Source organism: Ruegeria sp. HKCCA5839, from assembly GCF_013035585.1.
Classification (GTDB): Bacteria; Pseudomonadota; Alphaproteobacteria; order Rhodobacterales; family Rhodobacteraceae; genus Ruegeria.
Window position 1 is genome coordinate 271,047 of sequence record NZ_WQIE01000001.1, and the last position, 17,127, is coordinate 288,173.

The 17,127-nt window shown below is 59.0% G+C and carries 14 protein-coding genes; 7 read left to right on the forward strand and 7 right to left on the reverse strand.

The window, feature by feature from the left end; genetic code table 11:
- Positions 1-51: 51 nt before the first annotated feature.
- The 5 genes from trkA to GOV38_RS01365 all read left to right on the forward strand — a co-directional run bounded on the left by trkA (position 52) and on the right by GOV38_RS01365 (position 4,998).
- Positions 52-1,428 carry a Trk system potassium transporter TrkA gene (gene trkA, locus GOV38_RS01345; RefSeq protein ID WP_171099430.1) on the forward strand — a complete coding sequence of 459 codons (1,377 nt, stop codon included), beginning with the start codon at positions 52-54 and terminating at the stop codon, positions 1,426-1,428.
- Positions 1,428-2,966, forward strand: a complete 1,539-nt coding sequence (locus tag GOV38_RS01350; protein WP_171207350.1) for a potassium transporter TrkG — start codon at positions 1,428-1,430, stop codon at positions 2,964-2,966. The genes trkA and GOV38_RS01350 overlap by 1 nt, the downstream gene beginning before the upstream one ends.
- A gap of 131 nt (positions 2,967-3,097) precedes the next feature.
- Positions 3,098-3,337 (forward strand): RNA chaperone Hfq, encoded by a 240-nt coding sequence (gene hfq / locus GOV38_RS01355; RefSeq protein WP_010440340.1) that lies wholly within the window; start codon positions 3,098-3,100, stop codon positions 3,335-3,337.
- Complete coding sequence (gene hflX, locus GOV38_RS01360) at positions 3,337-4,608, forward strand: GTPase HflX (RefSeq protein ID WP_171207351.1); 1,272 nt, start codon at positions 3,337-3,339, stop codon at positions 4,606-4,608. The genes hfq and hflX overlap by 1 nt, the downstream gene beginning before the upstream one ends.
- Positions 4,609-4,620: 12 nt before the next feature.
- On the forward strand, positions 4,621-4,998 hold the full coding sequence (locus tag GOV38_RS01365) for a GFA family protein (RefSeq protein WP_171207352.1): 378 nt from the start codon (positions 4,621-4,623) through the stop codon (positions 4,996-4,998).
- Positions 4,999-5,000: 2 nt separating this feature from the next.
- Here the strand turns inward: GOV38_RS01365 and GOV38_RS01370 are convergent, their stop codons facing one another.
- The 4 genes from GOV38_RS01370 to hemB form a co-directional block, all read right to left on the reverse strand.
- Positions 5,001-5,396: an ester cyclase gene (locus tag GOV38_RS01370; protein ID WP_171207353.1), complete on the reverse strand. Its 396-nt coding sequence runs from the start codon at positions 5,394-5,396 to the stop codon at positions 5,001-5,003.
- Positions 5,397-5,506: 110 nt separating this feature from the next.
- On the reverse strand, positions 5,507-7,972 hold the full coding sequence (locus GOV38_RS01375; protein WP_171207354.1) for a penicillin acylase family protein: 2,466 nt from the start codon (positions 7,970-7,972) through the stop codon (positions 5,507-5,509).
- A 150-nt stretch (positions 7,973-8,122) separates the two neighbouring features.
- Positions 8,123-8,695, reverse strand: a complete 573-nt coding sequence (locus tag GOV38_RS01380; RefSeq protein ID WP_171207355.1) for a YSC84-related protein — start codon at positions 8,693-8,695, stop codon at positions 8,123-8,125.
- Positions 8,696-8,838: 143 nt separating this feature from the next.
- Positions 8,839-9,837 (reverse strand): porphobilinogen synthase, encoded by a 999-nt coding sequence (hemB, locus tag GOV38_RS01385; protein WP_171207356.1) that lies wholly within the window; start codon positions 9,835-9,837, stop codon positions 8,839-8,841.
- Positions 9,838-9,956: 119 nt separating this feature from the next.
- Here hemB and GOV38_RS01390 point away from each other — a divergent pair, with 119 nt between their 5' ends.
- Together GOV38_RS01390 and mfd are read left to right on the forward strand one after the other, a co-directional pair.
- Positions 9,957-10,481 carry a component of SufBCD complex gene (locus GOV38_RS01390; RefSeq protein ID WP_171099416.1) on the forward strand — a complete coding sequence of 175 codons (525 nt, stop codon included), beginning with the start codon at positions 9,957-9,959 and terminating at the stop codon, positions 10,479-10,481.
- A gap of 24 nt (positions 10,482-10,505) precedes the next feature.
- Positions 10,506-13,961, forward strand: a complete 3,456-nt coding sequence (gene mfd, locus GOV38_RS01395; RefSeq protein WP_171207357.1) for a transcription-repair coupling factor — start codon at positions 10,506-10,508, stop codon at positions 13,959-13,961.
- Here mfd and GOV38_RS01400 read toward each other — a convergent pair.
- The 3 genes from GOV38_RS01400 to GOV38_RS01410 form a co-directional block, all read right to left on the reverse strand.
- Positions 13,958-14,716 carry a hypothetical protein gene (locus GOV38_RS01400; RefSeq protein ID WP_171207358.1) on the reverse strand — a complete coding sequence of 253 codons (759 nt, stop codon included), beginning with the start codon at positions 14,714-14,716 and terminating at the stop codon, positions 13,958-13,960. The genes mfd and GOV38_RS01400 overlap by 4 nt on opposite strands.
- 63 nt (positions 14,717-14,779) lie before the next feature.
- Positions 14,780-15,424, reverse strand: coding sequence for an SH3 domain-containing protein (locus GOV38_RS01405; RefSeq protein WP_171207359.1), 645 nt, complete (start codon positions 15,422-15,424; stop codon positions 14,780-14,782).
- Positions 15,421-17,085, reverse strand: coding sequence for a hypothetical protein (locus tag GOV38_RS01410; RefSeq protein ID WP_171207360.1), 1,665 nt, complete (start codon positions 17,083-17,085; stop codon positions 15,421-15,423). The genes GOV38_RS01405 and GOV38_RS01410 overlap by 4 nt, the downstream gene beginning before the upstream one ends.
- Positions 17,086-17,127: the final 42 nt, after the last annotated feature.

Below are 17,127 nucleotides of genomic sequence, written 5' to 3' on the forward strand. Positions count from 1 at the left end.
CGCTTTGGGGGCATCTGTCATTCAAAGCTTTCAGGCAGAAGGGCCAGATACATGAAGGTCATCATTTGCGGCGCCGGACAGGTAGGCTGGCAGATTGCACGGCATTTGTCGGGTGAACTTAATGATGTGACAGTTGTCGACAACAATCCCGACCTTGTGCGCCGAGCCACCGAAACGCTGGATGTGCAGGGGATTGCTGGCTTTGCCAGCTATCCTGATGTGCTGGAGCGGGCAGGCGCGCGCGACGCCGATATGATCATTGCCGCGACCCATTCGGATGAGGTCAACATGGTCACCTGCCAGATGGCGCATTCGATTTTTTCGATCCAGCGGAAGATTGCGCGCTTGCGCTCGAAATCCTATTTGCAGGCGATCCATTCAGACTTGTTCCGTCGCGATCACCTGCCGATTGACGTAGTGATCAGCCCCGAACGCGAAGTGGCCGCAGCGGCCATGCGCCGCCTGTCTGCACCTGCGGCCTTTGACACCGAACTTTTCATGGACGGCAAGGCGCAATTGCTTGGTATTCGCGTCGATGAAGACTGCCCCATCGTCAACACACCCCTGCGACAACTGACCGACCTGTTCTCGACCCTCAGTTCGATTGTGGTTGGGGTGCGGCGCGAGGGGTCCTTGTTTGCCCCGGAATCCGAAGATCAACTGTTTGTGGGTGATGAATGCTATGTGTTCACCAGCGTCAAGGATGTCGACCGCACGATGGAGGTGTTCGGGAAGACGCAGAAACAACAGGACCGCGTGGTTATCGTCGGTGGCGGAAACGTGGGGCTGGAGGTCGCGCGCACGCTGGAAGAGCGCGAAAGCCGGGTGCGGGCCAAGATCATCGAACGGGATCGTCAATGTGCAGAAGCGGCGGCTGAAGCGCTGGAGCGGACAATCGTGCTGCATGGCGACGGGTTGGATGCCGCATTGCTGAGCGAGGCAGGCATCGAGCGCGCCGACGCAATGCTGGCTGTTACCGATGACGACCGCACGAACATGCTGGCCGCCGTGCGCGCGAAAGAAGCGGGCAGTGCCTTGGCCATCGCTCTGATCAATGACCCAAGCATGGTGGCCTTGATGGGGCCGCTGGGAATTGATGCCTATATCAATCCGCGCGCCACCACCGTCAGTTCGATCCTGCGCCATATCCGCCACGGCCGTGTACGGCAGGTCTATTCCATTGGCGATGCCGAGGCCGAAGTCATCGAGGCCGAGGTCATGTCGACCTCGCCCATGGCCGGTCAGAAATTGCGCGATATCGATTTCCCCGAAGGTGTTTTGGTGGGTGCTGTGCGCAAGGGTGACGAGGTATTGCGCCCAACCGGCAGTCTGCGGATCGAGGAGAAGGACGTGGTGGCCATTTTTGCCATGGCCAAGGATGTGCCCGAGGTTGAGCGGCTTATGCAGGTCTCGATCGACTTTTTCTGATGGCAAGGGCGCGCGCACAACAGATCGGAGTATTGCGGCGTCTGCCGCTGCTGCTTTTGATCTGGGGGGCGGCGTCGCTGTCGATGTGGATCCCTGCGATCTATGCGCTTGTGCTGGACGATCACGAGACCTCGCGTGCGTTTTTCTATTCCAGTCTGATTGGGCTCTTTGCCGTGTCGCTGATTGCCCTGGCGGTTCTGAACCGAGTGCCAAAACACGGGACATTGGGGCAATTGGCAGTTTTGCTGGCCTCATTCACTGTTCTGCCCCTGTTTCTGGCGCTGCCTTTATTCGAAGCTTTGGGCAATACCAGCTATCTGAACGCCTATTTCGATATGATCAGCGCGGTCACAACCACCGGCGCCGATCTGTTTCCCGATCCCGAACGGCTGACGGCACCTTTGCATCTTTGGCGGGCCCTTGTGGGGTGGATGGGTGGTCTGCTGATGTGGATCGCAGCGGCGGCGATTCTGGCGCCACTGTCTTTAGGGGGCTTTGAGGTGACGGCGCGGGGGCAGCCTGGTCGCCCGGTCTCGGGTGTGGCGCAGAGCGAAAAGGTTGATCCGCGTGGTCGTTTGTTGCGGGTCACGCGTACCCTTGCGCCGGTTTATGCAGGGCTGACTGCGGTGATTTGCATTCTGCTTTTGATCGCCGGCGAACAAGGCCTGACCGCTGTGTGCCATGCGATGTCGGTCATGGCGACCTCGGGCATATCGCCGGTCGGCGGTTTGGAAGGGTCGACAGCAGGTACAACCGGCGAGATGATCCTGTTCCTGTTCCTTCTGTTTGCTTTGTCGCGGCTGACCTTTTCAGCCGACACCGCAACCACCGGGTATGGCCGGCTGGACAAAGACCCCGAGTTTCGCATCGGTCTGGCGATTGTCTTGGCGGTGGCTTGTCTGCTGTTTTTCCGTGTTGCCGCCGGCGTCGCCGAGCTGGGATTGCAGATGACTTTCGGTCAGGCGGTTCAGGTGATCTGGGGTATGTTGTTTACCGTTCTGGCCTTCCTCACCACTGCCGGGTTCGAAAGCGCCAACTGGAATGATGCACAACAATTGTCAGGTCTTGGTACACCCGGCCTGATCCTGCTGGGGCTAGCTCTGATTGGCGGTGGTGTGGCGACCACGGCCGGAGGGGTCAAGCTGCTGCGGGTCTATGCGCTCTATCTGAATGGCAAGCGCGAGATTGATCGGCTGATCTTTCCGTCTTCGATCAGCGGTGAAGGCGGCGGCAATCGCCGTATCCAGAGCGATGGAGCCTTTATCGCCTGGATCTTCCTGATGATGTTTGCACTTTCGCTGGCGGTGTTTGACCTTTTGCTGGCCGCTGCTGGGGTTGGGTTCGAGCAGGCTATGGTTCTCAGCGTTGCAGCGCTCAGCACAACGGGGCCGTTGATCGAGCTGGCCACAGATGTCCCGATCCGGCTGATCGACCTGTCCCCTTGGGCCAAATTGACGCTCTGCGCCGCGATGGTCATCGGTCGGCTCGAGACGCTGGCAATCATTGCATTGATCACACCGGCGTTGTGGCGTGATTGACAAGACATCAGGCCATTGGGCTAACGCCTGATTTTTCATCTGGAATATCTGCGCGCACCGCTCCATACTCTGCCGAAGGGAGCGCGTTGGCCCGCAGCGCGTAGCAAGAACAATGGCGAGATAATAAAAATATGGCTTCGGACAGACAGAATCTTCAGGATGCCTTCCTGAACAATGTACGGAAAGCTAAGGTTCCGGTCACGATTTTCCTGATCAACGGTGTGAAATTGCAAGGTGTGATCACCTGGTTCGACAATTTCTGCGTGCTGCTTCGGCGCGACGGACAGTCGCAGCTGGTGTATAAACACGCGATATCGACCATCATGCCGTCACAGCCGATCAGCCTGTATGAGGGCGAAGACGCCTCTTGATGGATCATGACAGGACGCGCACCCGGGCCTGGGTGCTGCATCCCGAAATCAAATCAGATGAACAGCGCCGTGTCTCCGAACCGGCGCTGGAAGAGGCGGTTGCACTGGCAGCCGCTTTGCCCGATCTGGACGTGGTCGGTTCCGAGATCGTGCGCCTTCCGCGTGCTCAGGCGGGCCTGCTGTTTGGCAGCGGTAAGATCGAAGAGCTGGGAGAGCGGTTTCACGACAACGATATCGAACTGGTCCTGATCGACGGTCCGGTGACTCCGGTTCAGCAGCGTAATCTTGAAAAAGCATGGAAGGTCAAGATCCTGGACCGCACCGGTCTGATCCTCGAGATCTTCAGCGACCGCGCACGAACCCGCGAAGGGGTATTGCAGGTCGAGATGGCAGCGCTCAGCTATCAGCGCACGCGGCTGGTGCGGGCCTGGACCCACCTTGAACGTCAGCGTGGGGGCTTGGGATTTGTGGGCGGTCCCGGCGAAACCCAGATCGAGGCTGACCGCCGTGCGATTGACGAACAATTGGTGCGTTTGCGGCGACAATTGCAAAAGGTGGTCAAGACCCGCACGCTGCACCGCGCGGCGCGCGCCAAGGTACCCTATCCGATTGTGGCGCTTGTGGGCTATACAAACGCTGGAAAATCCACGCTGTTCAACCGGTTGACCGGGGCCGAGGTGATGGCCAAGGACATGTTATTCGCCACGCTTGACCCGACCATGCGGCGCGTTGTGCTGCCCGATGGCCCCGAGGTTATCCTGTCAGACACAGTGGGCTTTATCTCGAACCTGCCGACCGAACTGGTCGCTGCCTTCCGCGCCACGCTGGAAGAGGTTCTGGGGGCCGATCTGGTCGTGCATGTGCGCGACATCAGCCACGAAGAAACCGAAGCGCAGGCGCAGGACGTCGAAACCATCCTGACCTCGCTGGGCGTCGACGAAGACCGTCCTCGGCTGGAGGTTTGGAACAAGATTGATCTGCTTGAGGCCGAAGAACGCGACGCGACACTGGCCCGCGCCGACCGCGACACGGCGATCTTTGCGATTTCTGCGGTGACCGGCGAGGGGATTGACCCGCTGCTGGCCGAGATCGCAATCAAGCTGCAAGGCGTGCGGCATGAGGCGACACTGACCCTTGCATTCTCGGAAGGCGACAAGCGCGCCTGGCTGTTTCGCCAAGACGTGGTCCGCGCCGAAGAGCAGACCGAGGACGGCTTTGTTCTGAACGTCCTTTGGACGGACAAACAAGCCGCGCAATTTGCGAAACTCTAGGGAGGGGTCGTCATGGACAAGATAACTGGCGGATGCCTTTGTGGTGACGTTCGGTTTTCGGCACGCGGCCGTCCGGCTCGGGTTGGCCTCTGCCATTGTCTAGTATGTCGCAAGCATCACGGTGCAGTCTTTTATGCGGCAGCAGTCTTCTCCGAAAAGGACGTGGAAATCTTTGGTAAAACACATAGCTACGAAGGGCGTCATTTTTGCCCCCGTTGCGGATCTTCTGTTTTCGCGCGCAGTGGAGAAGAGATTGAGTTGCACTTAGGGTCGATGGATGCACCCGATCAATTTTCACCTAGCTATGAGCTTTGGGCGACACGACGCGAAAGCTGGCTACCAGAATTCACCGGTATCGCACAGTATGAACAGGGTTGTGAGATCGATTAACTTCAACCACCGTCAATCTGCCGCTGATAGTCTTCCGCGTCGAACCAGCCCAATGAGGATTGCACCTTGCCATCCTCGGTCAGGTCCCATTCTTCCCAGCCGCGCGTAACCACGTGATTGCCGGTCTGGGCGTGATGGCCCTCCAACGTCCAGACAAAGATGGCGTGGTTACCGGCCCATCGCATCATGTCGCATCGGACTTCTAGATCGGGGAACTCGGCATAGAAACCAAGGGCCATTTCGACTATGGCCGCGCGGCCTTTCAGCACGTCGCCCCGGTTGATGATGATTTGACCGTCTTCGGCAAAGAAAGCCGCAACCGCGTCCGGGTCGCCCGAGCTCCATGCGATGGCATAATCCCGCGCCAGATTGTTCAGCCGGTCTGTCACGCTGCCCATGGCTATTCCCCCATTTGCCGTTCCTTACCGTTTGGATGCTAGCTTGCCACCCTGCACCCGTCCACCGCGCGCAGTCAAAGCCAGGCGGATCGGCGAAAAACCGGGCGTGGTCAGCGGCGAGGGGTCAGATGGGTCACGCCAACAGCCGCCGCACGGGCCAGATCAATGTCCAGTGACATGGGAATATATTCACCCCGGCGCCACAGCTGCGCCTGATCGTCATAATAGCGCGACAAGAAGTGGCCCGATTGCCCGGTTGCGGTGATAAAGACCGAACTGTCAGGATCGGCAAAGTCATAGACCCCACGATAGCCAGCGCCATGCACGTTCTGGAACGGATCCGGCCCTTCGCCCGAGGTACGGCCGCGCAGCAGGGTGTTATCACCGCCACTGGTCGATTGGCGGATATTGACGAAATAGCGCAGAACTGGAACCTCACCCAGAACCGGGTGATCATGGGTGGCCTGATGCGCATCGCCCCAGCGCAGGGCCTCAAGCGCGCCACCATAGCGTTCGGTGATCCAGATCAACGCATCATCCAGCGCCAGACGGGCCATGTCGGTACAGGTCTCGACCGGAGCGCTTTGAAGGACGTCGCACCAGACCGACGCGCCGTCGATGTCGCGATAAACGCGTTCGATGAACAACGGTTCAACATGTTTGAACTCGGCCGCCAGCGGACCCAGCTCATCCGCGATTAGGCGGTTCTGCAAGGCCCGGACCCAGGCGGCATAGATCAGCGGTTCGGGCAGATGCTCGTTCATCTCGCCGTTCCAGTCCGCCAGAAGGTTCAGGGCTGTTTGTCGTTGACGTTCAATCGTGCCTTCGGGGGCGGATTCACCGGTGAACCACAGATCCGCGCCGATCAGCGGCAACAAAGAGCGCGCGGTAAAGCTGACGGTGTCCAGCTGCGCCTCGATAAAGCTGTCGCGCGTGTGCACCTCGCGCGATTGCATCAGGCGTTCCCAGCGATAGATGCGTTGCGTGTCGCCCCATTCATAAGAGACATGGTTGGGGAAGGGCCGGTCGATGATCTTGTTGTTGGTGTTGCCCAGAATGCCTCCAATTGGGGCCACAAATTCTGGGTTGTCTGCATAAGGCAGCCGCCCGTCCCAGCGATTGCGGGTCAGCCAGCCCGGCGTGGGGATGCGGCCACGGCTTTGATTGTTCAGATCTCGCTTGGGCATGGCGCCGATCAGCTTCATGCCGATCATGTTCCTGTCGACCAGCGATAGGTTTTGCGAGGGCGCGATGAATCCTTCGGCAATCTCGATGGCTTCGCGCACCGTATCGGCATTCATCAGCGCCATCGATGCGGTCATTGAGGTATCCCGCGCGCTGAGCGCCGTCCAGGACAGCGACGCCACATGACCCGGTGGCGTGATGGTTTCCAGATCGTAATCCGTACCCGGCAGCACTGGGCCGTTTTCCGTCCATCGCAAGGTCAAGGTGATCGGAGCCTCATCCTTGATGTCGATGATTGACGGACGGGTTTGGAACCGCTTGTAGCCTTCGGGCGTCAGGTATTCTTCGGGATTTTCAGGGTTCAGCTTTTCGATATGGAGGTCTTGGTCATCCAGATAGGATGAGGTCAGCCCCCATCCCAGCCGGTCGCTGCGGCCCGTCATGATCGCTGGCACTCCGGGGATGGACGCGCCGATCACACCACCTTTTTCCAGCTCGAGCCGCGCCAGATACCAGATGCCGGGCGCGGTGAAACCCAGATGCGGGTCATTGGCCAACAGCGTGCCACCGCTGGCTGATCGCGCAGGTGCTGCTGACCAGGCATTTGACGCACCAGCCAGGCCCTGTTCCGGAACAGGAGACAAAGGATGGCGCGGGGTCGGCTGGCTTTCGGCAAAGCGGGGCAGGGTTGGGAACAGCGCGGCATATTCGGGCAGCGCGGCAATGCTCTGACCCGGTACATCGGGCAGGATGTCAGCAAGCCGCGCCGGGTCGTTCAGCATCAACGAGGCGCGTGCGCGCAGCACCTCATCTTGCAGATGGCCTGAAAGCTGGAGCCCCATTAGCTTGATAATCGCGAGGCTGTCACCGGGTTGCCAGGGTGAGACAGGCGCGTTGAACAGGAACATCTCGGGCGCACCACGTCCCAGCGCCATCTCATTGATTTCATCCAGACGCGCATTCACACCTGCGGCATAGGCCCGAAGGGCTGCTTTGGTATAGTCGTCCTGCACCTCGACCGAACGATGGGCCAGGCCATAGAGATCGAAGCGGCGCAAAAGCTTGTCAATGCCGACCGTTCGTGCGCCAAAGACTTCGGACAAACGACCTTGTGTCGTCCGGCGCAACACCGTCATCTGCCACAGGCGATCCTGCGCATGGGCATAGCCCAGCCCAAAGAACACATCCGGGTCGGTTTGGCCCAGAACATGCGGCACATTTGCAGTGTCGCGCACGATCTCGACCGGGGCGGAAAGGCCTGAGACCTCAAGGCTTTGATCGTAATCGGGAAGGGATTGGCTGGCCAGGAAATAGACCAGCCCGATGGCCGCCAGCGCCAGCAGGATTACCCCTGTTGCAATCCGTATCAACCAGCGAAAAATGTGAACCATCAAAGCACCATTACAGACCCGTTGTCCGGGCCAGTTCTACAGGTCTCATTGAGGAATCGAAAGTGGATTGGCTGCTGCAAGCTCAATACCGTAGCGTCGCTGTACACGCCCCGCCTGCGCAGGGGGGGCGGTCACTTGCGTTTGTTCGGATCAGGGGATGATCCGGGTGTATTTCGTACCCTCAACGGTAGCGCCAAACAGCAGACCCGCCTGACCGAAGATTGCGGCCAAAACCGGTGACAGCAGTGTTGTGGTGTTGGTCGACAGGGTGCTGCCGGTGGAATCCACCACATAACCAATGTCTGCGCCTGCAGTCCAACCGCTGGAGCGGCGGAAATCGTTCAGCGCGTCTTCGGTCATGAAGAACAATACATGGGCGTATTGCTGTGCACCGATCTGAAGACCCGCGCTTCCTTTGACGGCCGAGTAATAGTCGACGGTTGCGCCATTGATGCGCAGGGCACCCTGGCCGAAACCACCGCCAAAGATAAAGCCCGCCTCGGATATCAGCGGCATCACCAGCATACCGTTGGCCTTGTTGGCGATCTCGATCGTGTTTGGATATTTGTCGTACATTTCCGTCAGCGTGGCATCGACGCGGGCATCGATCTGGGCGGCGTTGGTGTTGCCGACCCCATTGCCGCAGGCTGCGGTGAGGGTCATGCCAGCCATGCCAAAGGCAAAGCCGCGACGGCTCAGTCGGGGGGAATTGGAACTGCTCATGTTTTCTATGTCTCTGTAAATGTGCCTGATAGTCGGGTTCACCCGATCTTATGTGCAAGAATACGCCGATTGCGCCGCCCTGTCACGGGAAAGCTGCGATTAGGGCCCTTATGATCGGCGAAAAGTCGCGACAGAGGTGGGTTTTACCTCTGAAGGAGTTTCGCGACCTCTGGGGCGAAATAGGTCAATACCCCGTCACAGCCCGCGCGTTTGAACGCCATCAGGCTTTCCAGCATCACCTTCTGGCCGTCGATCCAGCCATTCTGGGCCGCAGCCTGGATCATCGCGTATTCGCCAGAGACCTGATAGGCATAGGTGGGCGCGCCAAAGCTGTCTTTGACCCGCCGGCAGATGTCCAGATAGGGCAGCCCGGGTTTGATCATGACCATATCGGCACCCTCGGTGAGATCCCGCTCGATCAGGCGCAGGGCCTCATCCGAGTTTGCCGGATCCATCTGATAGGTGTTCTTGTCACCGGTCAGAGCCCCGGATGCACCCACCGCATCGCGGAACGGGCCGTAAAAGGCGCTGGCATATTTCGCGGCATAGCTGAGGATCATTACATTCTGATGCCCTGCGGATTCCAACGCGTCGCGCATCGCACCGATCCGGCCATCCATCATGTCCGAGGGCCCGATGATATCCGCACCCGCCTCGGCCTGGGCCAGCGTCATCTTGACCAGAGCTTCGACGGTCTGGTCATTGACGATCTCGCCCTCGACCACATAGCCGTCATGGCCGTTGATATTGTAGGGGTCCAGCGCCACGTCGGTCATCACCGCGATATCGGGCGCGGCCTGTTTGATGGCGCGAATGGCGCGGTTCGACAGGTTGTCAGGGTTCCAGGCTTCGGCACAGTCTTCGGTCTTCAGCGACGCGTCGGTATAGGGAAAAAGGCAAATCGCGGGGATACCAAGCGCCTGCGCCTCAACCGCAACCTCGGCAATCAGATCAACCGAACGCCGCATCACGCCGGGCATCGAGGGCACGGGCTCTTCTATGCCCTCACCATCGCGTACGAAGACGGGCCAGATCAGATCATCCGGTGTCAGAGTGTTTTCACGTACAAGACCACGGATAGCCGCCGACTGCCGGGCGCGGCGAAACCGGGTTTTCGGGAAGGGGGCAATGGTAGGTTTCATGGCGCGCGCTCCTTGAACAATCCGACATTGGGTGGCATGAATTCCCGGTAGTCTCAAGAGTGCCAATAGACGCGCCGAGCAATAGCACGTCTAAAGGTAAATGAATAAAGGGTTGGCGCTTGGATTTTTTCTCTTCGATCTTCGAACTGATCGATATGCGCAGTTTTTCGAACCTGTGGTACTGGATTTCGCTGGCGGTCCTGTGGTCGACCGCAAGCCATTGGGCGATGGGCGTTCCATATGACCTTGTCGTGCGCGCCAGACGGGTCGGTGGGCAGTCCGAACAGGATTTGCTGGACATCGTGCGGATCAACAGAAACCGGCTGCTTTATATTTCAGAGGTCTCGGGGCTGGCGATCATTGCCATCGCCTGCTTTTTCCTGACCGGGTTGGCGACAGCTGGGTTCTACTATGATCTGGAATTTGCCCAGGCCGTGTTTTTGTTGCTGTTTCCGATGAGTTTCGTGGGGCTGGTGAACCTGTGGACAGCGCGGAAGCTGAAACAAAACGATATAAATCTTCAGATTGTTTCCAAATTTCTGACTCGCTGCCGGATAATTACGCAGGTCATCGGGATGATTTCGATCTTGATCACCGCTTTGTGGGGCATGTATCAGAACCTTTCGATCGGCGTTCTGGGCTGACGGATTAGGAAAAGGGACACAGCGATGCAGGCTCCGAACCACGTGACGGTTGGCGGCGCCCCCGAGGGGTATGACGCGCAGCTTGTCCTGAAGGAAATCGCTCGCTCGGGCGGGCCGGTCTGCCATATCTCACGCGATGACAAGCGGATGGAGGCGATGCGCGCCGCGCTGGCCTTTTTCGCGCCCGACCTGCCGGTTTTTGTGTTCCCAGGCTGGGATTGTCTGCCCTATGACCGGGTCTCGCCCAATGCCGAAATCGCAGCGGCGCGTGTGGCGACGCTGGCGGCTTTGGTGCATCAAATGCCGTCGCAATTCGTGCTGTTGACCACACTGAATGCTGCCACCCAACGCGTGCCTGCGCGCGAGGTGTTGCGCGAGGCTGCCTTTACCGCGCGGGTTGACCAACGGGTGAACGAGGACGCGCTGCGCAAGTTTCTGGTGCGCATGGGCTTTACTCAAAGCCCCACCGTGATGGAGCCCGGCGATTACGCTATCCGCGGCGGCATCATCGACATCTTCCCTCCGGGTGAATCCGGCCCGGTGCGGCTGGATCTGTTTGGTGACGTTCTGGACGGCGCGCGCCGCTTTGATCCGGTGTCGCAGCGCACCACTGAAAAGCTGGAGGTGGTGGAACTGGCGCCGGTCTCTGAGGTTATTCTGGATGAGGCCGCGATCACTCGGTTCCGGCAAAACTATCGCATCGAGTTTGGCGCGGCGGGCACCGATGATCCGCTTTATGAGGCGGTCAGCGCAGGGCGCAAACATCAAGGAATCGAGCATTGGCTGCCGTTTTTCCACGAAAAGCTGGAAACGCTGTTCGACTATCTGCCCGATGCCACGATCACGGTGGATGATCAGGTCACCCCGGCGCGGCTGGCGCGGTGGGACACGATTGCCGATCAATACGAAACGCGGCGTCTTGCGTTGGAAAACCGTTCGCGTATGGACACGGTGTACAAGCCGACACCGCCTGCGCTGCTCTATCTGGACGATGCCGCATGGCTGGACGCGACAAGTAACCGCCGCGTGATGCAGTTCAGCCCTCTGCCGCAGTCCTCGGGGCCCGGGGTCATTGACGCAGGTGGTCGGATTGGGCGGAACTTTGCGCCCGAACGACAGCAAGAAAACGTCAGCCTGTTTGGAGCTTTGGCCAGCCATATCAGTGACAAGCTGACACAAGGCCCGGTTCTGATCGCGTCTTATTCCGAAGGTGCGCGCGAACGGCTCAGCGGGTTGATCGAAGACGAAGGGCTGGCCGAGGCCATCCCCGTCGCCGACGGCACCCGCATCGGCAAGCGGGGGCTACATCTGGCGGTGTTGGCTCTGGAACACGGTTTTGAGGCGCCAGACATCACAGTGATCGCCGAACAGGACGTTTTGGGCGACCGCCTGATCCGCCAGCCCAAGAAACGCCGCAAGGCCGAGAATTTCCTGACCGAGGCGCAATCGCTGTCCCCCGGCGATCTGGTGGTGCATGTGGATCATGGGATCGGGCGTTATCTGGGTATGGAGGTCGTGACCGCTGCGGGTGCGGCGCATGAATGCTTGCTGCTGGAATATGCGGAAAAGGCCAAGCTGTATCTGCCGGTCGAAAACATTGAACTGCTCTCGAAATACGGCCATGACGAAGGTCTGCTGGACAGGCTGGGTGGCGGCGCGTGGCAGGCGAAGAAGGCCAAGCTGAAAGAGCGCATCCGTGAGATGGCGGATCGGCTCATCCGCATCGCAGCCGAGCGTGCCTTGCGCAAAGCGCCGGTCATGGACCCGCCACCGCACGCGTGGGAGGAGTTCAGCGCGCGGTTCCCCTATCAGGAAACCGTTGATCAGCTGCGCGCGATCTCGGACGTGATGGAAGACATGCAATCCGGCGCGCCGATGGATCGTTTGATCTGCGGTGATGTTGGCTTTGGTAAGACCGAAGTCGCCATGCGCGCGGCCTTTGTTGCGGCCATGTCCGGCGTGCAAGTGGCGGTGATCGCGCCGACAACGCTTTTGGCGCGCCAGCACGCGGCCAGTTTCAAGGACCGGTTCCGGGGCTTTCCACTGGAGGTCCGGCAGCTTTCGCGCTTTGTCTCTGCCAAAGAGGCGCAGCAAACCCGCGACGGGTTGGCCCGCGGTACGGTGGATATTGTGGTCGGCACCCACGCGCTCTTGGCCAAGGGCATCCGGTTCAACAATCTGGGCCTGCTGATCATCGACGAGGAACAGCATTTCGGCGTTGGCCACAAAGAACGCCTGAAACAGCTGCGCAGCGATATCCACGTGCTGACCCTGACCGCCACGCCGATCCCGCGTACGCTGCAACTGTCCCTGACCGGGGTGCGCGACCTGTCGATCATCGGCACGCCACCCATCGACCGGCTGGCGATCCGCACCTATGTCAGCGAGTTCGATGCAGTCACCATCCGCGAAGCGCTGCTGCGTGAGCACTATCGCGGCGGGCAGAGTTTCTATGTGGTCCCGCGTATCTCGGACCTGCCTGAGATCGAGGAATTCCTGAAAGAACAACTGCCTGAACTGACCTATGTGGTCGCCCATGGGCAGATGGCGGCGGGGGAACTCGACGACCGGATGAACGCCTTTTATGACGGCAAATATGACGTGCTGCTGGCCACCACGATTGTGGAAAGCGGGCTGGATATCCCGACGGCCAACACGATGGTGGTGCACCGGGCCGATATGCTCGGGCTGGCGCAGCTCTATCAGATCCGGGGCCGGGTGGGGCGCTCGAAAACGCGCGCCTATGCCTATCTGACCACCAAGCCGCGCGCGCGTCTGACCGCGACAGCCGAGAAACGCCTGCGCGTTCTGGGCTCACTCGATACGCTTGGGGCAGGGTTCACGCTGGCTTCGCAGGATCTGGACATACGCGGTGCGGGCAACCTGTTGGGCGAGGAACAATCGGGCCAGATGCGCGACGTGGGCTATGAGCTTTACCAGTCGATGCTGGAAGAGGCGATTGCCAAGATCAAAGCTGGTGAGATGGAAGGCCTGTCGGATGCTGACGACCAATGGGCCCCGCAGATCAACCTGGGTGTGCCGGTACTGATCCCCGAAGATTACGTGCCCGATCTGGACGTGCGTCTGGGCCTTTATCGCCGCCTGTCCTCGCTATCGACCAAGGTCGAGCTAGAGGGTTTTGCAGCTGAGTTGATAGACCGGTTCGGTACCCTGCCGAAAGAGGTCAACACCCTGATGCTGGTCGTGCGCATCAAGGCGATGTGCAAGCGGGCCGGGATTGCCAAGCTGGATGGCGGGCCCAAGGGTGCGACGATCCAGTTCCACAATGACAAATACGCCTCACCGCAGGGATTGGTCGACTTCATCCAGAACCAGCGCGGGCTTGCCAAGGTCAAGGACAACAAGATCGTTGTGCGCCGTGACTGGAAGAAAGACAGCGACAAGATCAAGGGCGCTTTTGCCATCGCCCGCGATCTTGCGGAAAAGCTGATGGCCGAGAAGAAGAAGGCAAAAGGCTAAAGACCCCAGTATTTTATCGGGTTTTGGCCATGTTTGAGTTGTTCTGTTGCTATGCGTTTCCCGCGTTCCCCACAATAAAGATCCCAGATATCAGGTGTCGCCGGTGCACCTTCAAATCCATAGCGATCGGGATACTCTGGGTTGTGTTTTGGGAAATTTCCTTTGACGGCAGGCAACCACCGTGAAGCCGTGAAAGCTCCCACTACAACTCCACGCATGACCGCTAAAACAAAATCGGCAGCTTCTGCGTTGGCTTTTTTTACACGCCAGGCAAATCTCACCTGGTGATACATGTCCTCTCGGCCAGACCCTTGCCAGTTGTTTATGTTCAACAAGATCAGTTTGTGAGCCGGCTCCCAATCAATGACAGGTAAATCGTATTTATCAACGATCTGATTTACATGCATCGGTCCATGGTCAGTGCTGCGATGTCCACGCTGGGCGTTGGAAAGGCCGGGATAGGCATCAATCAGTGCGGCTTCTACTTCGTCAACGGCACATGCGGGGATCGCATGCCGGTGTATGATGTGCTGTACGTCAAGGCCGCTGCGGTGAATTTCATGAATACGTGAAATTTTCGTGCTAACGGCATCTTCGTCCTTTTGATATGGCAGGGCAGCGCGTAGATGATTGAAAACTCGGTTACCCGTCCCTTGCCCTACGTAAAACGTCTCACCGTTTCTGGGGTCAATCAAACGGTAAACATAATTCCCTAGTTCGCTGCAAACGGATGGGTTGAATTCGGTGGTGTTCATAAGAATGCTCCTTCTGACAAATAAAGTTGAACAATTTGTGCGGCTTTTGAGAATCTTGCAAAACTAATCCCCGGTCACGAAGGTGCACAACTGCCATTCCCCGCTAGCGGATTTTACAAAGGCGGCGCGGTAGCCGACCATGGACCACAGGAAATCGCTGTGCATGAAACCATTGCCGCCATCGGTCAGCACAACCTGTTGGTATTCGGCACCCGGGGTGTAGTTTGGCACGATCACAACCTCGTGGCTGATCGCCGCCAGGCGCGTATCGTCGCGCGATGGGCCAGCCCGGAGTGAGACATTCTCACCGGTGACGAAATAGGCGGTGAACGGATCCAGCGCAGCGGGCAGGGTGATCTGCCAGGGATGCGGCATCCAGAACTCACCCTGATCGTCGAAATAGCCGGGCTGCGACAGGGTATCTTGCAAGGCTGCCCAAAAGGCGTCGCGTTCCAGCTGCGAGGAGGCTGTCAGGTTTTCCCGCAATTCGTCGGGGCCACCCAAAGTGCTGTGGCTCAGATAGATGTCCGGGCAGGCTGCAGCCACGATGCCGTCCACATCGCGCGCATCAACCAGGGCACGCAAACTGTCGCGAAAGGCGGCCAAATCGGGGTCATTCGCTGCTTCGTCCACGGGGGGGAAGCTTTGACGCTGGGCCAGGGCCGGGGTGCAGATCAACATGGCCAGCAGCCAGATCAGTGGCTTCATTCAGCAGCCCTCATCGCAGCTTGAGCGCAGAAGCACGAGGCACCCACCGCCCGGTCGGCGCGGGCCAGAGCCAGATCCAGACGCTGTTTGATCTGTTTGATTTCAATCTCTTCCCCGCGTGCCTTCAAGCAATCGTAAAGGCCCTTGAGGCTCCAGACATTATCCGGGTGGATCGACGCGCGGCTCAGCGTACCACCAAGGCCCAGATCCTCACGATAAACAGCTTCGGCCTCGTCCAGATGGCCCTGTTCAAACAGCAAGGCCCCCAAAGCATGGCGTGTCGGCTGCATCCAGCCCCAAGGTTCATCATAGGGTAACGTGTCGTCCAGCTCGACTGAACGGCGCAGATGGGCAAAGGCCGCATCGTAGTTGCCTTTGCGATACTCGATCTCACCGCGCAGCATTTCCGTCGCGATTTCAAGCAGATCGATGACGCGGTTATTGTGCAGCCGGCGCGTTTCCGGCACCCGGGCCTTGGCGGCCAGGAACAACTGTTCCTCGGCCTCGGCTGCTGTCACATCGCCGGTCGCAGCCAAGGCAACACCCCGCGCATAGTGGGTCGTTGCGGTCAAGGTTCGATAGAGGTCAGGATCGGAGGGCAGTTCCAGCGCCTTGGCCTCTTCCCATCGACCAAAGCGCACCAGAATATGAGGCCCCATGGACATGTAGCTTTCGAAATAGTCGGCCATGGGCGGGCTTTCGACGCGCAACATGTCTTCGGGTGTGGTCTCCCACATGCCTTGGTTGGCCTGCAAAGCCGGTTCGATCTGACCCAGAAACATGGCGCCATAGATGGCGAAATGATAATTGTGCTGGCGATAGCCCGTATAGATGTTGAACGCGCCTTCGCGGTGGTAATACTTCAAGTCGGCCTCTGAGGCTTTGGCGTTCCAGAACGCGACGTTCTGATAGTGGCCGCACAGCACGTCGATATGGGTCGGCATATGCACAAGATGCCCGGCATCGGGCACCAAGGTCCGCAGGATATCTCCGGCCTTCAGCGCTTTTTCGGGCGTGGGCGACATCTCCATCAAATGCACATAAAGATGCAAGAGGCCGGGATGGGACATCGCCATGGGATCTTCGGCCATGGCGTCTTCCAGAACCTGCTGCGCCTCAAGCGTCGCAGCACCTTCAGCGGGTTGCCCGGTCTTGAGGTCCCACATTTGCCAGGGGGTCAGGTTCATCAGCGCCTCGACATAGATCGTGCGCAAATCCAGATGATTTGGTTGTTCGGCAAAGGCCGCGCGCATGGCATCTGCGAAATCATAGTCCCAACGGTGCATGTCAGGCTCTGGTTCGCGCTGCGGATAACGAGCGGTCAGGGCACGGATCAGTGCTTTTTCAACTGGTGTGCACCCGTCCAACAGTGCCATCGCGTTTTGCGTTGCGTCATAGGCAATGGCCAGGGAATTGGTCTGTCCGTTTTCGTCACGCAATTCCCACGGCAGGTTATAGTTGGGGCCAGCCGCATAGGCGACACCCCAATGGGCCATGGCGCAATTCGGATCAGCTTCGACGGCTTTTTGGAAACAGGCCACGGCCTCGTCATGGTTATAGCCATAGGTCCAGACCAGTCCGCGATCGAACCACAGCTGCGCCTCATGTGATGACGTTGTTACAAGGCAGCTATGGGTGCCCAAGTCATAATCGTAGCTCATCGCATCCTCCCCCCACTGATTGCAGGGGCAGGATAGCGTGAT